16 protein-coding genes and 1 riboswitch are annotated in these 18,847 nt (G+C 69.8%); of the genes, 11 read left to right on the forward strand and 5 right to left on the reverse strand.

Annotation, left to right across the window (positions count from 1 at the left end; genetic code table 11):
- Positions 1-106 precede the first annotated feature (106 nt).
- The 5 genes from AC4PTB_RS07445 (at position 107) to AC4PTB_RS07465 (ending at position 9,535) form a co-directional block, all read left to right on the forward strand.
- Entirely contained in the window at positions 107-1,999 is a 1,893-nt protein-coding gene (locus AC4PTB_RS07445) for a cation-translocating P-type ATPase (protein WP_492192379.1), read from the forward strand.
- 375 nt (positions 2,000-2,374) lie between these two features.
- Complete coding sequence (locus AC4PTB_RS07450) at positions 2,375-5,467, forward strand: M10 family metallopeptidase C-terminal domain-containing protein (protein ID WP_492192380.1); 3,093 nt, start codon at positions 2,375-2,377, stop codon at positions 5,465-5,467.
- 75 nt (positions 5,468-5,542) lie between these two features.
- On the forward strand, positions 5,543-6,781 hold the full coding sequence (locus AC4PTB_RS07455; protein ID WP_492192381.1) for an Hsp70 family protein: 1,239 nt from the start codon (positions 5,543-5,545) through the stop codon (positions 6,779-6,781).
- A 151-nt stretch (positions 6,782-6,932) separates the two neighbouring features.
- Positions 6,933-7,394 (forward strand): arsenic resistance N-acetyltransferase ArsN2, encoded by a 462-nt coding sequence (gene arsN2, locus AC4PTB_RS07460; RefSeq protein ID WP_492192382.1) that lies wholly within the window; start codon positions 6,933-6,935, stop codon positions 7,392-7,394.
- Positions 7,395-7,609: 215 nt separating this feature from the next.
- A complete protein-coding gene (locus tag AC4PTB_RS07465; RefSeq protein ID WP_492192383.1) occupies positions 7,610-9,535 on the forward strand; it encodes a Hint domain-containing protein in 1,926 nt (641 codons plus the stop codon).
- Positions 9,536-9,538: 3 nt separating this feature from the next.
- Here AC4PTB_RS07465 and cobS read toward each other — a convergent pair whose 3' ends face one another.
- The 3 genes from cobS to cobU are packed head-to-tail and all read right to left on the reverse strand — an operon-like array spanning position 9,539 to position 11,816.
- Positions 9,539-10,306 carry an adenosylcobinamide-GDP ribazoletransferase gene (cobS, locus tag AC4PTB_RS07470; RefSeq protein WP_492192384.1) on the reverse strand — a complete coding sequence of 256 codons (768 nt, stop codon included), beginning with the start codon at positions 10,304-10,306 and terminating at the stop codon, positions 9,539-9,541.
- Positions 10,306-11,310 (reverse strand): nicotinate-nucleotide--dimethylbenzimidazole phosphoribosyltransferase, encoded by a 1,005-nt coding sequence (cobT, locus tag AC4PTB_RS07475; protein WP_492192385.1) that lies wholly within the window; start codon positions 11,308-11,310, stop codon positions 10,306-10,308. Before cobT ends, cobS begins: the two co-directional genes overlap by 1 nt.
- Positions 11,311-11,312: 2 nt before the next feature.
- Entirely contained in the window at positions 11,313-11,816 is a 504-nt protein-coding gene (gene cobU, locus AC4PTB_RS07480; RefSeq protein ID WP_492192386.1) for a bifunctional adenosylcobinamide kinase/adenosylcobinamide-phosphate guanylyltransferase, read from the reverse strand.
- 72 nt (positions 11,817-11,888) lie between these two features.
- On the opposite strand from cobU, the gene AC4PTB_RS07485 reads away from it, so the two are divergent.
- From AC4PTB_RS07485 to bluB, 5 genes are read left to right on the forward strand one after another with little or no spacing between them, the layout of a single operon-like run.
- Complete coding sequence (locus tag AC4PTB_RS07485; RefSeq protein WP_492192387.1) at positions 11,889-12,464, forward strand: histidine phosphatase family protein; 576 nt, start codon at positions 11,889-11,891, stop codon at positions 12,462-12,464.
- Positions 12,461-13,258, forward strand: a complete 798-nt coding sequence (locus tag AC4PTB_RS07490; protein ID WP_492192388.1) for a propanediol utilization protein — start codon at positions 12,461-12,463, stop codon at positions 13,256-13,258. Before AC4PTB_RS07485 ends, AC4PTB_RS07490 begins: the two co-directional genes overlap by 4 nt.
- The gene (gene cbiB, locus AC4PTB_RS07495) at positions 13,255-14,199 is read left to right on the forward strand and encodes an adenosylcobinamide-phosphate synthase CbiB (RefSeq protein WP_492192389.1); all 945 of its coding nucleotides are present in this window, start codon (positions 13,255-13,257) and stop codon (positions 14,197-14,199) included. The genes AC4PTB_RS07490 and cbiB overlap by 4 nt, the downstream gene beginning before the upstream one ends.
- Positions 14,199-15,161: a threonine-phosphate decarboxylase CobD gene (cobD, locus tag AC4PTB_RS07500; RefSeq protein ID WP_492192390.1), complete on the forward strand. Its 963-nt coding sequence runs from the start codon at positions 14,199-14,201 to the stop codon at positions 15,159-15,161. The genes cbiB and cobD overlap by 1 nt, the downstream gene beginning before the upstream one ends.
- Positions 15,151-15,774, forward strand: a complete 624-nt coding sequence (gene bluB, locus AC4PTB_RS07505; RefSeq protein WP_492192391.1) for a 5,6-dimethylbenzimidazole synthase — start codon at positions 15,151-15,153, stop codon at positions 15,772-15,774. Before cobD ends, bluB begins: the two co-directional genes overlap by 11 nt.
- On the opposite strand, the gene AC4PTB_RS07510 is transcribed toward bluB, so the two are convergent.
- Both AC4PTB_RS07510 and cobO read right to left on the reverse strand, forming a co-directional pair.
- On the reverse strand, positions 15,771-17,216 hold the full coding sequence (locus tag AC4PTB_RS07510; protein WP_492192392.1) for a cobyric acid synthase: 1,446 nt from the start codon (positions 17,214-17,216) through the stop codon (positions 15,771-15,773). The genes bluB and AC4PTB_RS07510 overlap by 4 nt on opposite strands.
- Before the next feature lie 283 nt (positions 17,217-17,499).
- Entirely contained in the window at positions 17,500-18,138 is a 639-nt protein-coding gene (cobO, locus tag AC4PTB_RS07515; RefSeq protein ID WP_492192393.1) for a cob(I)yrinic acid a,c-diamide adenosyltransferase, read from the reverse strand.
- A 39-nt stretch (positions 18,139-18,177) separates the two neighbouring features.
- A riboswitch (cobalamin riboswitch) is annotated at positions 18,178-18,398 on the forward strand.
- Positions 18,399-18,478: 80 nt separating this feature from the next.
- Here cobO and AC4PTB_RS07520 point away from each other — a divergent pair.
- Positions 18,479-18,844, forward strand: coding sequence for a DUF1636 family protein (locus AC4PTB_RS07520; RefSeq protein ID WP_492192394.1), 366 nt, complete (start codon positions 18,479-18,481; stop codon positions 18,842-18,844).
- Positions 18,845-18,847 lie beyond the last annotated feature (3 nt).

Raw genomic sequence — 18,847 nt, forward strand, 5'->3', positions numbered from 1 at the left:
GCCATGGGCCTCTTGCGGCTCTGGCCGAACCCGGGCCAATCGCGCTATGAGGGCGCAACCCCGACCCGCGTACGGCCAGGGATATCGACAGGACGGGAGGAACGCGATGACAGAGGATACGAGCAGGCTGGTGCTGACCTTGGCCACGATCGCCGCGATGGCGCTTGGCGCGGCGGCGCATTGGCTCTTTCCGGGGCTGGGCAATGGCTGGGTCGAGACGCTGGCGCTCGTCTCGGTCTTTCTGACCGGCGGGGTTCCGGCGGCCTATCGGGCGGTCGGTGCGCTGATCGAGGAACGCCAGCTGGACATCGACCTTCTGATGGTGGTCGCGGCGCTGGCCGCCGCTGCGGTGGGGGCGGCGCTGGAAGGGGCGGTGCTGCTGACGCTGTTCAGCCTGTCGACCACGCTTGAACACCGGGCGATGGGGCGGGCCCGCCGCGCCATCGAGGCGCTGATGGAACTGCGCCCCGACCGGGCGCTGAAGCGGCGCGGCGAGGACCTGGTCGAGGTGGCGGTGGAAACGCTGGTGCCGGGCGATGTGGTGATCTTGCGTCCGGGCGCGCGGGTGCCGGTCGATGGCGTCATCGTCCTGGGCGAGGGGGCGATCGACGAAAGCACGATCACCGGCGAATCCGTGCCGGTTCACAAGACCCCGGGGGCGCAGGTCTTCGAGGCCACGGTGAACCTGCATGGCGTGCTGGAAATCGAGGTGCGGCGCGAGCTGGGCGAAAGCACCGTGGCGCGGATGATCGCGCTGGTGACCGAGGCGCAGGCGGCGCGCTCGCCCTCGGAGCGGTTCTCGGCCTGGTTCGGCCAGCGCTACACCGTGGCGGTTCTGCTGGCCGCGGTCTCGGCCTTTGCCGCCTTCTGGGCGATCGGGCATGGCTGGAACGCGGCGCTTTACAAGGCGGCGACGCTGCTGGTGGCGGCCAGCCCCTGCGCCATCGTGATTTCGGTGCCCGCGGCGATCCTCTCGGCGCTGTCGGTGGCGGCGCGGGGCGGCGTTCTGTTCAAGGGCGGCGCGGCTTTGGAGACGCTCGCCAAGGTCGAGACCTTCGCCTTTGACAAGACCGGCACGCTGACCACCGGCAAGCAGGAGATCGTCGATATCCACTGCGAGGGCGAGGAGGCGCTGTTCCTGGCCCGTCTGGCCGGGATCGAGGCGCAATCCGAACATCCGATCGCCGCGGCGATCCGCGCCCATGCCGCCCGCCTCGGCATCACCCCGCTGCCGGTGCGCGAGGCCCGGGCCGTCCCCGGCGAAGGCATGGTGGCGGTCGATGACGAGGGGGTGATCTGGGCGGGCAATGCGCGGCTGGCGCAGCGGATGGGGGCGCGGGCGGCCGAGACGCTGGCGCTGCCCGAGGTGCTGGAAAACGCGCCGCGGACGCTGGTGCTTCTGGGGCGGGGCGCGAAGATCCTCGGCGGGGTGACCTGCGAGGACCGCCCGCGCGACAGCACCGCGGCCGGGCTTGCGGCGTTGCGGGCGGGCGGGGTCGGCCATGTCGCGATGCTGACCGGCGACCGGCGCGCGGTGGCCGAGCGGATCGGCGCCGAGCTGGGCATCGGCGCGGATGAAATCCACGCCGATCTGCGCCCCGAGGACAAGGTGAAGATCGTCGCCGATCTGACCGCGCGGGGCCGGGTGGCTTTCGTCGGCGACGGGGTGAACGACGCCGCCGCGCTGGCGCGGGCCGATGTCGGCATCGCGATGGGGGTTGCGGGCTCGGATGTGGCGCTGCAGGCGGCCGATGTGGCGCTTCTGGCCGATGACATCTCGCGGCTGTCGGAAGCGCACCGGCTGGCGCGGCGCACGGCGCGGATCATCCGGCAGAACCTGATCTTCGCGATGGGCGCGATGGCGGTTCTGGTGCTCTCGGGGCTGTTCTTCGAGCTGCCCCTGCCGATCGCGGTGATCGGCCACGAGGGCGGCACGGTGCTGGTGGTGCTCAACGGGCTGCGGCTTCTGGCCGATCCGATCCGCAAAAGCCGGGGCTGAGCCCGCGCCCTGATTCGGCGCCGCGCCGCGCGACCTTGCCGCGACCGGCCCGCCCGGTCCCGGGCGCGGTTTGGCCGCGGCCGTGCCGCGCCCCCGCCACCCTGTCGCCGCAGCGATGAAGAAAGCCGGGTCCGGGCAGGGCCGCGCTAAGGCTCTGTTCACCACGCCGCGGAACTTGCCCCGCAATCCCGGCGGTCCCGGCTTGTCGCACCGCCCCGCGACCGGCTAGGATCAGCGCCGGAAGCGGATCCTCCGGTGGCCATGAAGGCCCTTTCTTCCGCCGCGCCGAAGGCGTTCGCCCCTTTCCGTCGTCGTTGCCGACCGCCCGTCGGTCGCCCGGTCGCGTGCCGCACGCGCCCGGTCAGGAGTGCCCGGATGCCCCTTCCCACCTTCACCGAGGACCAGGCGGTCCAGCAGCTCATCCGCGGCTATTTCGGCGGCTACACCTATGGCTGGGCGCTCGATGCCTCCCGCACGCTGACCTATTCCTTCACCGCCTCGGTCAGCACCGCCGAGCGCGCCCTGATCGAAACCGCGCTGGACAGCTGGTCCGCGGTGTCGGGGATCACCTTCCTGCGCGTCACCAGCGGCGGCCAGATCGGCTTTCAGAACAGCGCCGCCGGGGCCTATTGCGCGATGAGCGGCACCGGCATCAACATGGTCGCCGCCACCGTCAATGTGGCCTCGTCCTGGTTCAGCACCTATGGCGGCACGCCGGGCAGCTACAGCTATCAGACCTATGTCCACGAGATCGGCCATGCGCTGGGTCTTGGCCATACCGGCAATTACAACGGCTCGGCCCGGTTCGCCAGCGATGCGCTTTACGCCAACGACAGCTGGCAGACCTCGGTCATGTCCTATTTCGCGCAGAGCGAGAACCCGAACACCGGCGCGAGCTATGCCTATCTGCTGACGCCGATGGCCTTTGACATCGCGGCGATGCGGGCGCTTTACGGCGCCCCGGCTGCCGTGCATGGCGGCAACACCACCTATGGCAGCGGCTCGACCGCGGGCGACGGGCTCGATTATCTGGGCACGGCCAACCACCGCGCCAATGTCGCCTTCACCCTGATGGACACCGACGGTATCGACACGCTGGATTTTTCCGCCCGAGCCGAGGCGGCGCGGATCAATCTGACGCCCGGGGCGATCTCGGATCTGTTCGGGCAGCGCGGCAATATGGTGATTTATACCGGCACGGTGATCGAGCATGTCCGCAGCGGCGCCGGGGCGGACCGGATCACCGGCAACACCGCCGCCAACCGCATCGCCGCAGGGGCGGGCAATGACACGCTTGCGGGTGGGGCGGGCGATGACACGCTCTCGGGCGAGGCGGGCGACGACCGGCTTGCGGGCGAGGGCGGCAACGATCTGCTGACCGGCGGCGCCGGGGCGGATATCTTCGCTTTCGGCACCGGCTTTGGCACCGACACCGTCGCGGATCTGGTCGCCAGCATCGATTATGTCGATCTCTCCGCCATCGCCGCGATCGCCGACTGGAGCGCGCTGCTGGCGCGGATGGCCGACACCGCCGCGGGCGTGCGCATCGCCACCGCCGAGGGCACGATCCTGATCTCGGGACTGCTGATCTCGATGCTGGACCCGACGCATTTCCTGTTTGCTGGCGGCAGCGGGGCCGGGGGCGGTAGTGGCGGCTCCGGCGGCAGTGTCGGGCTGGTGCTGGCGGGCAGCGCGGGCCGCGACACGCTTCTGGGCGGGCAGGGCGCCGACACGATCGACGGCGGCGCGGGCAATGACAGCATCACCGCGGCGGCGGGCAATGACAGCGTCACCGGCGGCGCGGGCAATGACACGATCCAGCTGCAGGACGGCGATGACATCTTCATCGACGGCACCGACACCGGCGCCGATCTGGTCTGGGGGGGCGCGGGGGCGGATGTGCTGACCAGCCGCGGCGGCGCCGACACGCTTTACGGCGAGGCGGGCGACGATCTTCTGCAGGCGGGGCCTGCGGGCGGTCTGCTCTCGGGCGGGCTGGGCGATGACACGCTGCAAGGCGGGACCGGCGCCGACCGGGTCAGCGACAGCGGCGGCGCCGATGTGGTGAGCCTTGGCGCGGGCAACGACAGCTACATCGGCACCGGCGACACCGCGACCGGGGGCGACAGCGTCTCGGGCGGCGACGGCAACGACCGGCTCGAGACCGGCGCGGGCCGCGACACGATTCTGGGCGGGGCCGGGCGGGACACGATCCTTGCGGGCGCGGGCAATGACAGCGTGAATGGCGGCGCCGATGCCGACAGCATCGATCTGGGGGCGGGCGACGACATCTTCACCGACAGCACCGATGCGGGCGCCGATACGGTTCTGGGCGGGCTTGGCAACGAGGTGCTGACCAGCCTGGGCGGGCGCGACAGTCTGGACGGCGGCGCGGGCAATGACAGCCTGACCGCCTCGGCGGCGGGGGGCGTGCTGCAGGGCGGTCTGGGCGATGACACGCTGCGCGGCGGCGCCGGTTCCGACAGCGCGGCCGATAGCGGCGGCAACGATCTGGTCGATCTGGGCGCGGGCAATGACAGCTATACCGCCAGCGGCGACAGCGCCGGCAATGCCGATACCGTGCGGGGCGGCGATGGCAATGACGTGATCAGCGGCGGCGCGGGCGCCGACAGTCTGGACGGCGGCAGCGGCGACGACCGGCTGGCGGGCAATGACGGCGCGGATGCGATCCTGGGCGGCGCCGGGCGCGACACGATCCTCGCGGGCGCGGGCAATGACACTGTCAGCGGCGGCGCCGATGCCGACAGCATCGATCTGGGGGCGGGCGACGACATTTTCACCGACACCGCCGATGCGGGCGCCGATACGGTTCTGGGCGGGCTTGGCAACGAGGTGCTGACCAGCCTTGGCGGTATTGACAGTCTGGATGGCGGCGCGGGCAACGACAGGCTGACCGCCTCGGATGCGGGTTCGCGGCTGGCGGGCGGGCTGGGCAATGACACGCTGCAGGGCGGCGCCGGGATCGATGCCGTGACCGACACCGGCGGCAATGATCTGGTCGATCTGGGCGCGGGCGACGACAGCTTCACCGCCTCCGGCGACAGCAGCGCCAATGCCGATACGATCTCGGCCGGGGCGGGCAATGACCGGCTCCTGGCCGGGGCCGGAAACGACCTGCTGCTGGGGGGCGCGGGCAACGACAGCCTGAGCGCGGGCGCAGGCAATGACCGGCTGACGGCGGGCACCGGCAATGACACGCTGACCGGCGGCCTTGGCAGCGATGTCTTTGTCTTCGCGACCGGCGACGGCGCCGACCGGATCACCGATTTCCGCATCGGCACCGACGACATCGACCTGCGCGGGGTGGCGGGGCTGGACAGTTTCGCCGATCTTGCGGGGCAGATGACGCAATCGGGCCGCGCCGTGGTGATCCAGCTCGACGGGCTGGTGATCACGCTCGACAATGTCACGACGGGCGCGCTGTCGGCGGGGGATTTCCTGCTCTGATCCGGGCCGCGCCCGCCCCCTTGCCAGAGCAGCCGAAACCCTGTAGCGGGCCTCTTTTCGTCAAAGGGGCCTGCGATGACCGACCTTGCGCTTGCGATCGACTTCGGCACGTCGAATTCCGCCGCCGCCCTCGTGCAGGACGGCCGGGTGCGTCGCCTGACGCTGGACGGCACCGCCGACACCCTGCCCACCGCGGTCTTCTTTCCGGCCGAGCCGGGGCCGATGCGGATCGGTGCCGCCGCCGTTTCGGCGCTGGTCGCGGGCGAGGAGGGCCGCTTCATGCGCGCGCTCAAAAGCGTTCTGGGCACGCCCCTGTTCCATGAACCCCGCCCGATCGGCGGGCGCCGCCGCACCCTGGCCGAGGTCGTCACCGCCTTTCTGGCGGAAACGAAAACCCGCGCCGAGGCGCAGACCGGCCTGTGCTTTTCCCGCGTGCTTTCGGGCCGTCCGGTGCATTTCCACGCCGATCCCGGCCGCGATGCCCGGGCGCTGGCCGATCTGACCGGCTGCCTCTCGGCGGCGGGCTTTGCCGAGATCGGTTTCTGCCCCGAGCCCGAGGCCGCCGCCCGCGCCTGCGCCGATCTGACCGGCACGACGCTTGGTCTGATCGTCGATATCGGCGGCGGCACCTCGGATTTCTCGCTGTTCCGGGTCAGCGGGGCCCGGGTCGAGATCCTGGCCAGCCACGGCATCCGGCTGGGCGGCACCGATTTTGACCGCGCCATCGCGCTGGATCACGTCATGCCGCTGCTGGGGCAGGGCGGGCAGCTCAGGCGCGAATTCGGCCCCGGTCTGCTGCCGATGCCGAACGAGATTTTCGTCGATCTGGCGACCTGGGCGAAGATCCCCTTCCTTTACACGCAAGACACCCGCAAAGCCGTGGCGCATCTGGCGAAATTCGCCGTCGCGCCGCAGCCGATCGCGCGTCTGGCGCGGGTGATCGAGGACGAGCTGGGCCATGATCTCGCCTTCGCGGTCGAGCGCGGCAAGATCGAGGCGAATGCGGGCAAACCCGGTGCGATGATCCGTCTGGGCAAGATCGAGCGCGGCCTTTACGCCGAGATCGACGCCGCCTCGATGGCGGCGGCGCTGGCGCGGGCGCGCGCCGAGCTGGATGCGGCCTTGGCGGAAACCTGCCGTCTGGCGGGCATCGCCCCGGCGGCGGTCGAGACGGCGATTCTGGTCGGCGGCTCCAGCCTGATGGGGCTGGTCGGGCAGGCTGTCGCGGCCGCCTTTCCGCAGGCCCGGCAGGCGCAGGGCGACGCGTTCACCGCGGTCGTCGACGGGTTGGCGCTGACGGCCGCGGGGGGATGATGTTTTGCCCGCTTGACCGTTTCGCCCGGCGGTCGCACAATCGTCACATACTGCCCGGTGTCTTGCCGGGCCGCGCGCGTGGGGCCACCGATCCCTGCCGTCGCGACCTGAGCAGGATGTCGTTCCGTTCCCTTGTCACAGGAGCCGTCCGATGCCCGAGGTCATGGTCCTGCCCGAACTGACTGCGACACCGATTGCCGGGTCCGATCCGGCTTTGGTCGCAGCGCTGGCCGCGGCGCATCTTCCGGTTGACGACCTGACCGATCCGGGGCGGAATTTCTTTGTCTTTACCGATGCTTCCGGGGCGATCTTCGGCTTTGGCGGCTATGAGCTGCCGGGCGATCAGGCGTTGATCCGCTCGATGGTCGTGCCCGAAACGGCGCGCGGGCGCGGCGTCGGCGCGGCGATTCTGGCGGCGCTGCTTGAGCGGGTCACGGCCGCGGGCGCGCGCGAGGCCTGGCTTTTCACCAAACATGCCGCGCCGTTCTTTGCGCATCGCGGCTTCCACGCCCGCGCCCGCTACGAGGTGCCGCCGCCGGTGCTGGCGACGAAACAGGCCAGCTCGGTCTGCCCGATCACGGCTGTGGTGATGAGCCGCCAGCTGCCGGTCTGACCCCGCCCCGCGCAAGCCTTTTGCGCGTTTTTTCGCCATGCACAGGCATGCAGGCAGGCGTCGTCGGCCCACGCCCCAATTTCGCCATATTTCTTAAGTTTCTTTTAACGAGAAGTTAAAGAGGAAACCACCCTTCCGCAAGTCGGCGGGCGGGCGGGCGCGGGCGAGGCCCCGCAACAGCAAGTCAGGCGGCGGACCCGCACACGGGCATAGCAATGACAACTTACAGGATCAGCGGTTACAGCGCCAGCTCAATCAGCTTCAGTGGCGGATCAAGCTTCAGGCTGGATCCGGGCTACGAATCGGCGATGCAGGCGATCACCATCACCGTCAACGACGATGACGCCTATTTCCAAGGATCGGCGACAGGCCAGATGGACCCCGGTCAGACCGCGGTGGTGACGACGGCGAGCGGCTCGGTGCTGGCCTCGGGGGCGGTGCGGCTGGGCACGGCCACCAGTTTCGCCACCACCTCGGGCAACTGGGCGCAGATTTACGATGTCTATGTCGGCAATACGCTGGTCGGTTATGTCTCGACCTCGGCGCTGACAGCGGGCGTGCAGATGTTCGTCACCGGCAGAGCCTCGGCGAATGCGATGGCCTACGACAGCCTTGCCAGCTCGAGCTACAATTCGGCGGCCTCCTCCTCGCTGGTGGGGGGCGCGGGCGATGATTCGATCCGCGCCGGGGCGGGCAATGATACGGTCACCGCCAATGCGGGCAACGACACGATCGATGGCGGCACGGGCAATGACCTGCTGTGGGGAAATGCCGGCAACGACCTGATCCTGGGCGGCGCCGGCAATGACATGCTGGACGGCGGCGCGGGCGATGACACTTTGGCGGGCGGCGCCGGGGCGGATTGCATCAACGGCGGCACCGGCATGGATTATGTCGATTATTCCGCCAGTTCCGGCGCGGTGACGATCGATCTGTCGCGCTGGACGGCGGCGGGGGGCGATGCGGCGGGCGACAGTCTGACCGGCGTCGACGGGGTGATCGGCTCGGCCTATGACGATTCCCTCGTCGGCTTCGACGATGCCGTCTACAGCGGCAGCGACGTTTACACGAACATCTTTTACGGCGGCGGCGGCAACGACACGCTTGATGGGCGTGGCGGCAACGACATCCTTTATGGCGGCGACGACAACGATCTGATCCTGGGCGGCAGCGGCGACGACACGCTGTCTGGCGATGCGGGCGATGACCGGCTTGCGGGCGGGACCGGGTCGGATGTGCTGACCGGCGGCAGCGGCGCCGATACCTTCGTCATTGACGGGCAAAGCGGCACCGACCGCATCACCGATTTCGATTTCGTCAAGGTCGGAGCCAAGACCCGCGACCAGCTGGATGTTTCGGAGCTGCGCACCGATCAGGGCAAACTGGTGAACTGGGACGATGCGGTGATCGTCGCCGATGCCAATGGCAATGCGGTGATCACCTTCCCGTCGGTGACCGGCGGGCCAAGGATCACCCTTGTCGGCACCCCGGCCGATCAGATCAGCCGACCGCTTCTGCATGCGATGGGGGTGCCCTGTTTCACCGCTGGCACCCTGATCGAGACGCCGCGCGGCCCGGTTCCGGTCGAGACGCTGCGCCCGGGCGATCTGGTGGTGACCCGCGATCACGGCGCGGTGCCGGTGCTCTGGTCCGGGGGGCGGAGGCTTGATGCGGCCGATCTGGCGGCGGAACCGGGGCTTTTGCCGGTGACGATCCGCGCAAATGCGCTGGGGCGGCACGGGGCGCTGCTGTTGTCGCCGCAGCATGCGGTTCTGGTGCTGACCGATCAGGGCGAGCGTCTGGTCCGCGCGCGGCATCTGGCCGAGCTGAACGACCCGCGCTTTCGCATCGCGCGCGGCAAGCGTCGCGTCAGCTATCACCATATCCTGCTGGAGCGGCACGGCATCGTCACCGCGAACGGGCTGGCCTGCGAGACGCTTTACCCCGGGTCGATGGCGCTGGCGGCGCTGGGGCCGGTGGCGCGGATCGAGATTGCGCTGGCGCAGCCCTGGCTGGCCGGGGTGGTGCTGGGCACCGCCGATCCGCTGGCGGTCTATGGCCCGACCGCGCGGCCTTTGGCGCTGCGGCGGGGCCTGCGGCTGCTCGATCCGGCGGCACGGGCCGCGCGGTGCGTCGCCTGAGCCTCAGGCGAAGGCCGCCGCCAGCACCAGCCAGCCGCCGATTTCGGCCAGCTGCTGCGCCGCGCCCAGCACGTCGCCGGTCTGCCCGCCGATCTTCGCCCGCGCGACCTGCATCAGCCCAAGCACCAGCGCACCCTGCACCACAAGCAGCGGCACGACCGGCAGGCCCAGACCGAAAGCGGCGCCCATCGCCATCGCGCCGCCCGCCAGCACCCGTTGCCAGGCCGCGCCCGAGGCATAGCGGCCCATGCCCTCGGGCCGGGCCGCGGGCAGCGCCGCCATCAGCACCCCGCAAGCCGCCCGCGACAGGATCGCAAGCCCGATCAGCCCCGCCATCGCCAGCGCGGGCGAAGCCGCAGCCAGCGCCGCCACCCCCTGCCAACGCAGACCGAGCGACAGCACCAGCGCCGCGACGCCATAAGAGCCGATGCGGCTGTCGCGCATGATCTCGAGCCGCCGCACCCGCTCGCGCCCGCCCCAGAAGCCGTCGGCCACATCGGCCAGACCGTCTTCATGCAGCGCGCCGGTGATGATGACCTGCAGCGTCACCGCCAGACCCGCCGCCAAAACGGGCGGCAGGCCAAGCGCCAGCGTGGCGAAAAGGGAAAGGGCAGAGATCGTCCCAACCACCAGCCCGGCCAAGGGATAGGCCCAGACCGATTGCGCCAGCGTCGGCACCGGATCGGCCAGGCGCGGCATCGGCAGGCGGGTGAGCAACAGCACCGCCAGATGCGCCTCGGCAAGCCGCGCCCTGAACCAGCCCCGCTCCATCAGGCGCTGATGCCCGCTTCGGCATAGGTCACCATGCCGTTGTGGCATTCGAGCGCCGCCCGCACGATGCCAAGCGCCAGCGCCGCGCCGGTGCCTTCGCCTAGCCGCATTTCCATCTGCAACAGCGCGCGCTTGCCCATCGTGGTCAGCACCTTCTGATGCCCCGGCTCGGCCGAGGTATGGCCGACGACGCAGTGATCCAGAAGCCGCGGATCGACCTTGAACAGCGTCGAGACCGCGGCGGTCGAGATGAACCCGTCAAGGATCACCGGGATCCGCGCCGCCCGCGCCCCCAGAACCGCGCCGCACATCGCGGCGATCTCGCGCCCGCCAAGCGCGGCGAGCGTCTCCATCCCGCCCAGACCGCCATGCAGCGCCAGCCCCTTGTCGATCGCGGCGATCTTGCGCGCGATCCCGGCCGCATCCGAGCCGGTGCCCGGGCCGACGAAATCCTTGGCGGTGCCACCATAAATCGCCGCCGCCAGGGCCGCCGCGATGGTCGAATTGCCGATCCCCATTTCGCCGATGATCAGCGCATCCGCCGTCGGGTCCACCGCGCCCGCGCCCACATTCAGCGCCGCCACCGTCTCCGCCTCGGTCATCGCCGGACCTTGGGTGAAATCCTGCGTCGGCCGGTCCAGCTCGAGCGAGATCACCTGCAGATCCGCCCCCGCCGCACGGCACAGCTGGTTGATCGCCGCCCCGCCCATCTCGAAATTCTTCACCATCAGATGCGTGACTTCCTGCGGGAAGACGTTCACGCCCTGCGCGCAGACGCCATGGTTGCCCGCAAAGCACAAAGCCTGCGCCTTGGTGATCGTCGGTTGCGCCGTCGCCCGCCAGGCCGCCCAATGCAGCGCCAGCTCTTCAAGCCGACCCAGCGAGCCCACCGGCTTCGTCAGGCTGTTTTGCCGTGCAAGCGCCGCGGCGCGGGCGGTCTCATCGGCCATGGGCAGCCGGTCGGCCAGGGTGGAAATCTCGGCAAAGGAATGGAGTTGCAGCATATTTATTTCACCTTCATTGGCAGGCCCGCGACGGTGAAGACGACTTCGTCCGCCGCCGCCGCGACCCATTGGTTGAGATGGCCCGCATGGTCGCGGAACGTCCGGGCGAGGCGGTTGTCGGGCACGATGCCCAGCCCCACCTCGTTGGTGACAAAAACCACGGGTGCCCTCAGTTCGGGCAGAACCGCAAGAAGCCGCTTTGCCGCAGCCTCCCAGTCATGATCGCCCAGCATCAGGTTCGTCAGCCACAGCGTCAGGCAATCGACCAGCCGCGGCGCATCGTCGGTTTCGCGCAAAGCCGTCACAAGATCGAGAGGTTCCGCCCGCGTCACCCATTCCGGGCCGCGCCTTGCCTGATGCGCGGCGATCCGCTCGGCCATTTCGTCATCCCAGATTTCCGAGGTGGCGATGTAATGTGCGGGCTGACCCAGCGCCAGCGTGCGGGCCTCGGCGTAGCTGCTTTTGCCCGAACGGGCGCCGCCGGTGACGAGAAGGGTGAAAGCCATGAAGCGTTGCCTCTTGTTCCTTGCGGCGGAAAAAAGCAGAAACGGCGGCGGACCGAAAGGAGAAATGCGACGATGGCGGCGGATGTCACGACCGAGCTTTGGCTGATCCGCCATGCGCCCGCGGTTCATGGGGGGCGGCTGGCGGGGCGGCGCGATGTGCCCTGCGATCTGCCGGGCGACGAGGTGCTTGACGCCGTGCGGGCCGCGGTGGGCATGGCAAGCGTCGTGTGTTCGCCCGCCTTGCGCTGTCAGCAGACGGCGGCGGCGCTCTGGCCCGGGGTCGAGCCGCGGCTTGATCCGCGGCTGTGGGAGCAGGATTTCGGCGCCTGGGAAAACCGCCCGTTCGAAGAGCTTCCCGACATCGGCCTGATGCCCTTGGCCGAGGTGGCCAGGCATCGCCCGCCGGGCGGCGAGAGCTACGCCGAGCAATGCGCCCGCGTCGCGCCGGTGCTGCGCGAGCTGGCGGGGCAGGGCGGGCGGGTGGCCGTGGTCGCCCATGCGGGGGTCGTGCGCGCGGCGCTGTCGCTGGCGCTTGGATCGGTGCCTGCGGGGCTGGCCTTTCAGGTGGCGCCCCTTTCGGTGACGCGGCTGGTTGCGGTGCCGGGCGGGCTTTGGTCGATCGCGGGCGTGAACCGGGTTTTCGGATGAGACCCGCGCTGCACATTCCCGGCCATTTCGGCGAGTGGCTGCAGGGCCGCCTTGGCGCCGGGGGGCCGGTGGTTCTGGCGACCCTGCCTGCGCCCGCGCTGGGGCTTGATCTGTGCTACCGGCCCGGCCCGGGGCTGTCGCTGCGGGGCGCGGGGCTGACGCCCTGGCGGGCGCGGCGGTTTCTGGAGCTGCTCGGGCTTTCCTTGCGCGGGCGCATCGTGCTGCGCCCGCTGGTGGCGCCGGGGCTGGGGACCGGGGTCTCCACCGCCTCGCTGGTGGCGCTGGCGCGGCTGGCGGGCTGGGACGGGGCGCCCGGGATCCTCGCGCGGGCCTGTGTGCGCGCCGAGGGGGCCTCCGATCCGCTGATGTTTGCCGCGCCGGAACGGCTTTTATGGGCCTCGCGGCAGGGGCGGGCGCTGGCGGCGTTGCAAGCACTGCCGCGCTATGAGGTCTTGGGCGGATTTCAGGGCGGCCCGGCCCGGACCGAGGCCGCCGACAGCGCTTTTCCTGATGTCAGTGACCTTGTGGCGCGCTGGCAGCGGGCGCAGGGTCTTGCCGATTTTGCCGCAATCGCCACCGAAAGTGCCGCGCGCTGCAGCGCGTTGCGCGGCCCCGCGGGCGAGGTTGCGCCGCAGCTGGCCGCCGATCTGGGCGCGCTTGGCTGGCTGCGGGCGCATACCGGGGCGGCGCGCGGGCTGATCTTTGCGCCCGGCACGGTGCCTGCGGGGGCAGAGGCGGTGTTGTGCGCGGCGGGCTGGCGCGGTTTGCTGCGGATCAGGGGGGGCGGGCGATGAATTTTGCCGCGATGATGGTTGTGGCGCTGGTGATCGATCTGGCCTTTGGCTGGCCCGACGCGCTTTACAAACGCATCGGCCATCCGGTGACCTGGATCGGCGCGCTGATTGCGCGGCTGGAAAAGGGCTGGAATTTCAAGGGCCGCCTGCGCCGTCTGCGCGGGGTGCTGGCCGCTTTGGCGGTGATCGGAACCACGGTGGTCATCGCATTGGCGGTCCAGCTTTGGCTGCCTGCGGGCTGGCCGGGGGTGCTGATCGGCGGCCTGCTGGCCTGGCCCTTCGTCGCGCTGCGCTCGATGCATGATCACGTTGCGGCGGTGGCAAAACCGCTGATCGCGGGTGATCTGCCCGGCGCGCGGCAGGCCGTCTCGATGATCGTCGGGCGCGATCCGAGCCAGCTGGATCAACCGGGCGTCGCCCGTGCCGCGCTGGAAAGCCTGGCCGAGAACAGCTCGGACGGCATCGTCGCGCCCTTGTTCTGGGGCTGCGTCGCGGGGCTGCCCGGCATTGCCGGCTACAAGGCGATCAACACGCTCGATTCGATGATCGGCCACCGCACCGACCGCTATGAGGAATTCGGCTGGGCCTCGGCGCGGATCGATGATCTGGTGAACCTGATCCCGGCGCGGCTGACCGGGCTTTTCTTCGTGCTCGCCGCGCCCTGCCGGGGCCGCGCGCTGGCGGTGATGCAAAGCGACGCCCGCTCGCACCGCTCGCCCAATGCGGGCTGGCCCGAGGCGGCGATGGCCGGGGCGCTGGCGATCCGCCTGTCGGGGCCGCGCATCTATGCCGACCGCGTGGCCGAGGAACCGTGGCTGAACGGCACCGCCCCCGATCCGACGCCCGCAGACCTGGCCCGCGGGCTTGCGCTTTATCGCCGGGCAATGGCAGGGATGGCGCTGGCTATCGGCCTTGTGGCCCTTTTCTGGAGTGTCTTGTGATGCGCGATCATGGCGGAAACTGCGACGCGGCCAAGGCGCAGTATGGCGGCGCGGACTGGATCGATCTGTCCACCGGCATCAACCGCCAGCCCTGGCCGGTGCCCGATCTGCCCGCCCATGTCTGGACCGATCTGCCGACCGCGACGGCCAAGGCGGCGCTTCTGGACGCCGCGGCGGCGGCCTTTGGCACCCCGGCGCCCGGGGTGGCGCTGGCCGGGGCGCAACAGGCGATCCAGCTCATTCCGCGGCTGTGGGCGCCGGGGCGGGCGCGTGTCCTTGGCCCGACCTACAACGAACATGCGGCGGCGCTGCGCGCGGCGGGCTGGCAGGTCGAGGAGGTCTCGACCCTTGGCGCGCTGGCGGGGGCCGATCTGGCGGTGGTGGTGAACCCCAACAACCCCGATGGCCAGCGCCATCCGGCCCCGGCCTTGCGCGCGCTGTCGCTGCAGGTCGGGCGGCTTGTCGTGGACGAGAGCTTCGCCGATGCCTCGCCCGAGGCTTCGGTCACCGCGAAAGCCAGCCGCCGGATGCTGGTGCTGCGCTCGTTCGGCAAGTTCTACGGCCTGGCCGGGCTGCGGCTGGGCTTTGTCTTTGCCGATGCGGCGACGGTCGCGGCGCTGTCCGAGATGGCCGGTCCCTGGCCGGTCTCGGGCCCGGCGCTGGAGATTGGCCGCCGGGCGCTCCTCGACCGCAACTGGGCGATGGCGACGGCGCTGCGGCTGGGCGGGGAAACGATGCGGCTCGATGCGCTGGCGGCGCGGGCGGGCTGGCGGCTTGTTGGCGGCACGGCGCTCTTTCGCACCTATGCCACGCCCGATGCGGCGGCGGCGCAGGACCGCCTGGCCCGCGCCCGGATCTGGTCGCGGGTCTTTCCCTATGCGGCGGAGTGGCTGCGCCTGGGGCTGCCGGGCCATGAGAGTGAATGGATGCGACTGGAAAAGGCTTTGACGGATGAACTTTGAACAGACCCACCGCGACGCGCTGACCGAAGTGCTGCGCTGGCGCCGCGACGTGCGCCATTTCCGCCCCGATCCGATCGCCGAGGAGGTGATCGACCGGCTGCGCGCGGTGATGGACATGGCGCCCTCGGTCGGCAATGCCCGGCCCTGGCGGGTGATCCGGGTGGAAAGCCCGGCGATCCGCGCCGAGGTGCTGGCGAATTTCAACGCTGCGCGCGATGCGGCCGGGTCAGCTTACGCGGGCGATCAGGCCGAGGCCTATGCGAAGCTGAAACTGCAAGGCATCGATCAGGCGCCGTTGCAGCTTGCCGTCTTCACCCATCGCGATCCGCAAGCGGGGCATGGGCTTGGCCGCGCCTCGATGCCGGTGACGCTGCAGCAATCGACGGCGATGGCCATTCATACGCTCTGGCTCGCCGCGCGGGCAGAAAATCTGGGGCTCGGCATGGTTTCGGTGCTCGATCCGAAAGCGGTCGAGCGGCTTCTGGACACCCCGCCCGACTGGGAATTCGTCGCCTGGCTCTGCATCGGTGTGCCCGAATTCACCGATGACACGCCGCTTCTGCACCGCGCCGGCTGGCAGGAAAACCTGCCGACCGAATGGGAGCTGCGTTAACGCGCGAGCCGCAAAAGCCCGGTCACGTCCAGATGCGTCTCGACGTGATCGGCCAGTGCGTCCAGCGCCGCCTCGACCCCCGCGGCATGGCTTTGCCCCGAAGCTTTCACGCCCAGACCTTGCAGGAAGGCGGCGCGGAACGCATCCGCCGCGAAAAGCCCGTGCAGATAGCTGCCGATGACCCGGCCACTGGCCGAGATCGCCCCCTCGGGCTGACCGTCGACGATGGCGAAGGGCCGGGCGCGGTCGGGGCCGTCGGTGCGGCCGATGTGGATTTCATAGCCCTCGACCGCCAGCCCTGACCCCGCATGGGTGGCCCTGGTGCGGGTCAGCCGCTTGTCGGGCGTCATCACCGTCTCGACGTCGAGCAGCCCCAGACCCGGGGTGGTGCCCGCGGGCCCCTCGATCCCCTCGGGATCGGCGACGGTCCGGCCCAGCATCTGATAGCCGCCGCAGATGCCCAGCACATGGCCGCCGCGCCGGACATGCGCCATCAGGTCGATGTCCCAGCCCTGATCGCGCAGGAAGGCCAGATCGCCGCGGGTGGATTTCGAACCGGGAAGGATCACCAGCCGCGCCTCGGCCGGGATCGGCTGGCCGGGCTGCACCATCACCATCCGCACGCCGGGCTCGGCCGCGAGCGGGTCGAGATCGTCGAAATTCGCGATGCGCGAGAGCGTCAGACAGGCGATCACCGTGCCTTCGGTCGCGGGACCCGAGGCAATGTCGAGCGCATCTTCGGCGGGCAGCCTGTGGGCGAGCGGAAACCACGGCAGCGTGCCGAAGCCGCGCCAGCCGGTGCGGGCCCCGATCAGCCGGTAGCCGTCGTCGAAAAGCGTAACATCGCCGCGGAACTTGTTGATCAGAAAACCGGAAATCATCGCGGCATCGGCGGGGTCAAGCACGGCCTGCGTGCCGACGATCTGCGCGATGACGCCGCCGCGGTCGATATCGCCCACCAGCACGACGGGCACATCGGCGGCGCGGGCAAAGCCCATGTTGGCAATATCGCCCGCGCGCAGATTGACCTCGGCCGGGCTGCCCGCGCCTTCGACGATCACCAGATCATGCGCCGATTTCAGGCGCTGGAAGCTTTCCAGCACCGCGCCCATCAGCTGCGGCTTGAGTGTCGCATAGTCCCGCGCCCGGGTGGTGGCGAGCCGCTTGCCCTGCACCACGACCTGCGCGCCAACGTCACTTTCGGGCTTCAGCAGGATCGGGTTCATGTCGGTCACCGGCTCCAGCCCGCAGGCCAGCGCCTGCAGCGCCTGCGCGCGACCGATCTCGCCGCCATCGGCGGTGACGGCGGCATTGTTCGACATGTTTTGCGGCTTGAACGGCGCCACCGTCAGCCCGCGCCGCCGCGCCGCCCGGCACAGCCCCGCCACCAGCATCGACTTGCCGACATTCGAGCCCGCGCCCTGGATCATCAAGGCGGTCACGAGACCCTCCCGGCGCGCGTGCTGAGCTTGCGGGAGCCTCCGGCGGGGATACTTAGGGGCAAGATAAATGAAAGATCAGAAGCGCAGGGGCGCCGCGCCTTGGGCCGCTTGCGCGGGGAAGACGCGGCGCTTTTACCTTGCACGGTCATCGGGATCCCTCCCTGTACCGTAAGACAAGTCTGCCAGAACATGGTTAGCAATTCCTTAACGTCTCCTTAACGTCCGGCCTTTATCTTGCCACAAATATCCCGGGGGTCCGGGGGCAGCGCCCCCGGCCTTGAGATCAGAATTCAACCCCCGGCTGGCCCTTGATCCCTGCCCGGAACGGGTGCTTCACCTGACCCATCTCGGTCACCAGATCGGCCGCCTCGATCAGCGCCTCGGCGGCGTTGCGGCCGGTCAGCACCACATGGGTCATCTCGGGCCGCTCGTCGCGCAGGAAGGCCAGCACCTCCTCGACATCCAGATAGCCATAGCGCAGCGCGATGTTGATCTCATCAAGCAGCACCATGCGGATCTGCGGATCGCGGATCAGCTCCTTCGCCTTTTCCCAGCCCGCGATGGCCGCCGCGATGTCGCGCTCGCGGTCCTGGGTTTCCCAGGTGAAACCCTCGCCCATCGCATGGAACTGGCACAGATCGCCGAAATGCGTGGTCAGAAGCCGCCGCTCGCCGGTATCCCAGGCGCCCTTGATGAACTGCACCACCGCGCAGGGCATCTGATGTGCAATGCAGCGCAGAATCATCCCGAACCCGGCCGAGCTTTTGCCCTTGCCCGAGCCGGTATGAACGATGATCAGCCCCTTTTCGCCGGATTTTCCCGCCATGATCTTGTCGCGGGCGGCTTTCTTCTTCGCCATCTTCACCGCATGGCGGGCCAGTTCGTCCGGTCCAGTCTCGGGGCTGTCGTTTTCGGGCGTCATCGGGGCGGTCCTCGCGCTTGACAATAGATCGCGTCTTGGCCACTCAGGGCAAGCGCTGGTTTCTGTCCTATGACAGGCGAAGAGGGAATGTGAAGGGAATTGCGACGGCTTGGCCGCGAAACCCGACCGCAGCCGCCCCCGCGACCGTGACCGGAGAGGGCGCCCCGAGGCCACTGGCAACAGCCGGGAAGGCGGGGCGACCGTGAGGGGCCCCCCTCGCATCCGCAAGCCGGGAGACCTGCCAGCGCATGGATTTCGGGCGGACGGGGTGTTCCGCGACCGGGGGCAGGGCGCGTGCGCTCTCACTCTGGCCGTTCCCCCAAACCCATCAGGAGGGGCAATGGCCACCACGCTGCATGTCTGCACCACCTGTCGCGGCACCGCCGCGGCCGATCTGACGCCGCGCCCGGGGGAGAGCCTGCATGCCGCGCTTTCCGCCTTGCCCTGCCCCGAAGGCGTCACCGTGGTCCCGGTCGAATGCCTTTCGGCCTGCACCCAGGGCTGCGCCGTCGCGCTGTCCGGGCCGGGCAAATGGTCCTATGTCTATGGCCGTCTCGACGCGCAGGACGCCGAAACGATCCTTTCCGGCGCCGCCCGGTTCGAGGCCGCCGAAAAGGGCCTGATCCCCTGGCGCGAACGCCCGGAGATCTTTCGCAAGCAATGCCTTGCCCGTATTCCGCCGCACATCATCCCCCCGCAGGAGTGACCC

This window comes from Rhodobacter sp. 4.3.4, assembly GCF_058724655.1.

Excerpts from the sequence above, each read along its gene's own strand:
- arsN2 (WP_492192382.1), top strand. The coding sequence starts at position 6,933 with ATGCCCGAGGTCATGGTCCTGCCCGAACTGACTGCGACACCGATTGCC.
- AC4PTB_RS07455 (WP_492192381.1), top strand. The coding sequence starts at position 5,543 with ATGACCGACCTTGCGCTTGCGATCGACTTCGGCACGTCGAATTCCGCC.
- cobU (WP_492192386.1), bottom strand. The coding sequence starts at position 11,816 with ATGGCTTTCACCCTTCTCGTCACCGGCGGCGCCCGTTCGGGCAAAAGC.
- cobT (WP_492192385.1), bottom strand. The coding sequence starts at position 11,310 with ATGCTGCAACTCCATTCCTTTGCCGAGATTTCCACCCTGGCCGACCGG.
- AC4PTB_RS07520 (WP_492192394.1), top strand. The coding sequence starts at position 18,479 with ATGGCCACCACGCTGCATGTCTGCACCACCTGTCGCGGCACCGCCGCG.
- AC4PTB_RS07485 (WP_492192387.1), top strand. The coding sequence starts at position 11,889 with ATGGCGGCGGATGTCACGACCGAGCTTTGGCTGATCCGCCATGCGCCC.
- bluB (WP_492192391.1), top strand. The coding sequence starts at position 15,151 with ATGAACTTTGAACAGACCCACCGCGACGCGCTGACCGAAGTGCTGCGC.
- AC4PTB_RS07490 (WP_492192388.1), top strand. The coding sequence starts at position 12,461 with ATGAGACCCGCGCTGCACATTCCCGGCCATTTCGGCGAGTGGCTGCAG.
- cobO (WP_492192393.1), bottom strand. The coding sequence starts at position 18,138 with ATGACGCCCGAAAACGACAGCCCCGAGACTGGACCGGACGAACTGGCC.
- AC4PTB_RS07465 (WP_492192383.1), top strand. The coding sequence starts at position 7,610 with ATGACAACTTACAGGATCAGCGGTTACAGCGCCAGCTCAATCAGCTTC.
- cobS (WP_492192384.1), bottom strand. The coding sequence starts at position 10,306 with ATGGAGCGGGGCTGGTTCAGGGCGCGGCTTGCCGAGGCGCATCTGGCG.
- AC4PTB_RS07450 (WP_492192380.1), top strand. The coding sequence starts at position 2,375 with ATGCCCCTTCCCACCTTCACCGAGGACCAGGCGGTCCAGCAGCTCATC.
- AC4PTB_RS07445 (WP_492192379.1), top strand. The coding sequence starts at position 107 with ATGACAGAGGATACGAGCAGGCTGGTGCTGACCTTGGCCACGATCGCC.
- cobD (WP_492192390.1), top strand. The coding sequence starts at position 14,199 with ATGCGCGATCATGGCGGAAACTGCGACGCGGCCAAGGCGCAGTATGGC.
- cbiB (WP_492192389.1), top strand. The coding sequence starts at position 13,255 with ATGAATTTTGCCGCGATGATGGTTGTGGCGCTGGTGATCGATCTGGCC.